4 protein-coding genes are annotated in these 4,499 nt (G+C 63.9%); all 4 read right to left on the reverse strand.

Going from position 1 to position 4,499, the window contains the following annotated elements; all coding sequences use genetic code 11:
- Positions 1-1,491: bifunctional [glutamine synthetase] adenylyltransferase/[glutamine synthetase]-adenylyl-L-tyrosine phosphorylase (locus tag EOA36_RS28525; RefSeq protein ID WP_127280369.1), on the reverse strand; the 1,491-nt coding region annotated here is incomplete at its 3' end.
- Positions 1,491-2,969, reverse strand: a complete 1,479-nt coding sequence (locus tag EOA36_RS28530; protein WP_127280370.1) for a HAMP domain-containing sensor histidine kinase — start codon at positions 2,967-2,969, stop codon at positions 1,491-1,493. The genes EOA36_RS28530 and EOA36_RS28525, both read right to left, overlap by 1 nt.
- Before the next feature lie 8 nt (positions 2,970-2,977).
- Complete coding sequence (locus tag EOA36_RS28535) at positions 2,978-3,652, reverse strand: response regulator transcription factor (protein WP_023771592.1); 675 nt, start codon at positions 3,650-3,652, stop codon at positions 2,978-2,980.
- A gap of 358 nt (positions 3,653-4,010) precedes the next feature.
- A partial coding sequence (locus tag EOA36_RS28540; RefSeq protein WP_127280372.1) for a PDZ domain-containing protein occupies positions 4,011-4,499 on the reverse strand: 489 nt, incomplete at its 5' end.

A 4,499-nucleotide genomic window follows, 5' to 3' on the forward strand; every position in this document is an offset into this window, starting at 1 on the left:
GTGCAGGGTCTGCAGCGTATTCGGGTCGTCGACGTCACCGGTGAAGACAAGATTGCCGATGCCGGCCGAAAGCTCGGGCGCCGTTTCGAACAGCGCCGCATAATGGCGCTCGACCTGCTGCAGCGAGGCACGGAACGCCCCGGCAAAAGCGGCCGCGTCGGCAAAGCCCAGCATGCGGGCGATGCGCTCCAGCCCTTCATCGTCTTCCGGCAGCGTGTGCGTCTGCTCGTCGGCCACCATCTGGATGGCGTGTTCGACCCGGCGCAGGAACCAGTACTGGCGGGCGAGCGCGTCACGCGCATCCGATGTGATCCAGCCCCGAGCCGCGAGCTGACCGAGCATGGGCACGGTTTCGCGGCCGCGCAGCTCCGGGAAGCGGCCGCCGGCGATGAGCTGCTGGGTCTGGACGAAGAACTCGATCTCGCGGATGCCGCCGCGCCCAAGCTTGACGTTGTGCCCCTTCACGGCGATCTCGCCGTGACCCTTATGGGCATGAATCTGGCGTTTGATCGAATGGACGTCGGCAATCGCGGCGTAGTCCATGTATTTGCGCCAGATATAGGGCTGGAGTTCCTTGAGAAAGGCATCGCCGGCCGCCAGATCGCCTGCCACCGGGCGCGCCTTGATCATCGCGGCACGCTCCCAGTTCTGGCCGCGCGCCTCGTAGTAGCGCAGCGCGGCTTCAACCGGAATCGCCAGCGGGGTCGAGCCGGGATCGGGACGCAATCTCAGATCGGTGCGGAAGACATAGCCGTGCTCGGTGCGATCCTGCAGGATGCGCACCAGCCGGCGCGTCAGGCGCGAGAACAAATCGGTGGCGTCGAGGGGATCGACCACGGCGGGCGCTTCCGGATCGAAGAACACGACGAGGTCGATATCGGAGGAGAAATTCAGCTCATGCGCGCCGAGCTTGCCCATTCCAAGCAGGATCCAGCCCGATTGATGCGACGGGCTGTCGAGGTCTGGCAGTCTGAGCTTGCCCTGGCCATGCGCGTCACGCAGCAGGAAATCGACAGCCGCGCGGGTGCAGGCGTCGGCGAGATCGCTCAAGCGCCTTACTGTCAGCGACGTTTCGGCCTCGCCCGAAAGATCGGCGAGCGCGATCAGGAAATGCGCCTCGGCCTTATGCTGGCGCAGCTCCATCATCAGGCCGGATTCCGAGACCGTTTCGGCCAGCGGCGCCTGGTCGATCGCGGCGGTGATCGCCTTCAGGCGGGCCTCGATCGGCAGGTCGAAGAGGCCGTCGAGGATTTGCGGCCGGCGGCGCGCCGTATCGCGCAGGAACGGCGAAAGGTCGAAGACGGCGGCCAGGAAATCCTGCGCCGTCCCCTTGCCGGCCAGGAATTTGGCCGCCCGTGTCAGCCCTTCTTCGCGCGCTGCGTCCGCGATTTCGGCCAGTTCCTGCCGCGCCCGCCCCTCGTCGAGCGGGACAAGCGGGGTTTCCAGGCTCAGCAACCAGTCTGTCTTGCTCCGCTTGGCAACGGCCGCCATCAGTGGTCCTCGCGTGTGGGGAAACTCATGACCACGGATAGTCCCGGATTGCCGGGCAACAGGTCAAGCCGGCCGTAGTGGAATGTCATGACCGCCTTGGCGAGACTGAGGCCAAGGCCGGAACCAGGCTGCGAACGGCTTTTCTCCAGCCGCACGAAGCGCTCCGTCGCCCGGGCGCGATCGGCATCGTCGGGAATGCCTTGGCCGTTGTCGGCGACGGAAAGCCTGATCTCGCCATGCGTGCGTTCGAGCGCCACGCGGACCGCCGGCTTGGACGTAGAATCGGTCGAGTACTTGATCGCATTGTCGACGATGTTGGAGAGCGCCTGGCCGATCAGTTCGCGGTTGCCGTCAACGGCAAAAGCACCGTTCACCTCGGCGTCCAGCGAAACGCCAGCCTCCTCGGCCACCGGCTCGTAGAGCTCGACCACATCGCGCACGGCAGCCGCCAGATCGACGCGGTTGGTGTGCTCGGAAGAATATCCAGCCTCCAGCCGGGAGATCATCAGGATGGCGTTGAAGGTCTTTATCAGCTGGTCGGACTCGGCGATGGTGCCCTCCAGCGCCTGCCGATAGTCCGACGTCTTCTGCTTGCCAGAAAGCGTCGCCTCGGCCCGGTTGCGCAGCCGGGTCAGCGGCGTCTTCAAATCATGCGCGATGTTGTCGGAAACCTGTTTCAAGCCTTCATTGAGCGTGGCGATCCTGGCCAGCATGGAATTGAGGTTTTCGGACAACCGATCGAATTCGTCGCCGGTGCCCGTAACCGGCAATCGGCCACTGAGATCGCCGCCCATGATGCGACGGCTGGCCTCCGACACGCTGTCGATGCGCTTCAGCGCGGCGCGGCCGACAAAGAACCAGATTAGCAGTCCGCCGAGCCCCATCATGCCGAGCGCCAGCATCAGCGAGCGGCGGATAACGGCGCGAAAACGCTCCGGTTCGCCAAGATCGCGGCCGACCAGCAGGATCATCTGATTGGGCAGCCGCAGCACCAGCGCGATGGCATTGTGGCCCTTCTCGCCTTCAGCCTGCACCGCGTTGTCGCCAGTTGAAGGAGACGTCGTCTGGTCGGACGCTCCGCTGCGCAAACGATCAAGCTCACCTTCGCCGAAGCGCTTGTAGGAGAACGGCTCGGTCGTCCATCCCTCGGTATCGATTACACCCGGCTCCAGGGCCTGCACATTGCCGGTCAGGATCTGGCCATTGGTGTCGGCGATCAGATAGAGGTTGGCGCCAGGCTGGCGGGAGCGGTTTTCGACCACACGCACCAGCAATGGCAAGCCGCCCTTTTTGTAGGCGCTGGCCAAGCCTATTATCTCATCATTGATTGTGTCCTGCGTCTGCCCGGTCAGCATGCTCGCTGACAGCGACGTCATGTAGAAGACCAGCAGCACGGCGCACAGCGCGAAAAGCAGGAAATAAAGCGCCGAAAGCCGCGCTGCCGTCGTCTTCATGATGGCGGGCACGGAAAGAGCCATGCTGTCGCCTAGCCGCCCTTCAGCATGTAGCCGGCGCCTCGAACCGTGTGCAGGATCGGCTTGTCGAAGCCCTTTTCGATCTTGCCGCGCAGCCGCGAGACGTGGACATCGATGACATTGGTCTGCGGATCGAAATGATAATCCCAGACATTTTCGAGCAGCATGGTGCGCGTCACCACCTGGCCGGCATGGCGCATGAGATATTCGAGCAGGCGGAATTCGCGCGGCTGCAGCGTGATCTCACGCGCGGCCCGGCGGACAGAATGCGACAGCCTGTCGAGTTCAAGGTCGCCAACCCGGTAGACGGTCTCGGCCTCCTTGGCGCTGGCGCGTCGGTTCAGCACCTCGACACGCGCCAGAAGTTCGGAAAAGGCATAGGGCTTGGTCAGATAGTCGTCGCCGCCGGCACGCAGGCCGGTGACCCGGTCATCGACCTCGCCCAGCGCCGACAGGATGAGCACTGGTGTCGTGTTGCCCCTGGAGCGGAGAGCGGCAATGACCGACAGGCCATCGCGGCGCGGCATCATCCGGTCGATGACCATCACGTCGTAATCACCCGCATCGGCAAGCGCGAAGCCGGTCTCGCCGTCACCGGCGACATGTGCCGTATGACCGGCTTCGGTGAAGGCTTTCTGCAGATAATCCGCAGCCTCGCGGTCGTCTTCTATGACGAGAATCTTCATAGGGCCGTTATACGCGATTTCGCTGGAAGATTGAGTAGCCGGCATCTGCATTCTAGCCTTTGCCAAAGCGCATCGCGATCAAGATGATCGAGAGCGTGCGCGATGAAATCCTTGTTCCGTGGCGTCGTTGCGCCGGACATGCCAGTTCCCGGTCATGTCGTTTCCCCCCGCGACCACCGAACCGACCGACTTCGGGCACGAGAGCGTGATGTGGCACCCATATGCGGCGCGCGGCAGCGGGCGATGGGAAGCCCGCTGCCACTGAAGAAGAGCGCGATGACTGACTAACGGGCTCTCCTTCTTGCTTTCCCATGCGGCGACTCGGGGGTGTTGAAACCGCCGCATTGGAAAAGTCGTCTCAGCCCTTGGCCACCGGCAGCGCGACGAAGCGGTTGTTGTCGTCGCGGGTGATCTGCATCAGCACCGCCTTGCGTCCGGATTTGACCGCATCGGCCATGGCCTTGGTGACGTCGTCGGTGCCGTTGACCTCCGCGGAGTTGACCGCGGTGATGACGTCGCCCGGCTGGATGCCGCGATCGGCGGCAGCGCTGTCGGGGTCGACGTCGGTCACCACCAGACCCTTGCCGTTTTCAGACTTGGTGACGGTGAGGCCGAGATCGGCGAGCGTGTCCGGCTTTGCCGGAGCGGTGGGTTGCTGCTTCTGGTCGCCCGATGCCTGCTTGTCGCTGATGGGCAGTTTGCCGAGATCGACCTTGACCGTCTGGCTCTTGCCGTCACGCCACACGGTGACATCAACCGATTTGCCCGGCGAATAGGCGCCGATCAGGCGGGCGAGTTCCTTCGGCGAGGCAACGTCCTTGCCATCGACCTGGGTGATGACATCACC

The sequence above is a fragment of the Mesorhizobium sp. M8A.F.Ca.ET.021.01.1.1 genome (genome assembly GCF_003998025.1).
GTDB lineage: Bacteria > Pseudomonadota > Alphaproteobacteria > Rhizobiales > Rhizobiaceae > Mesorhizobium.

Coding starts and splice junctions, on each gene's coding strand:
- EOA36_RS28530 (WP_127280370.1), bottom strand. CDS start 2,969: ATGGCTCTTTCCGTGCCCGCCATCATGAAGACGACGGCAGCGCGGCTT.
- EOA36_RS28535 (WP_023771592.1), bottom strand. CDS start 3,652: ATGAAGATTCTCGTCATAGAAGACGACCGCGAGGCTGCGGATTATCTG.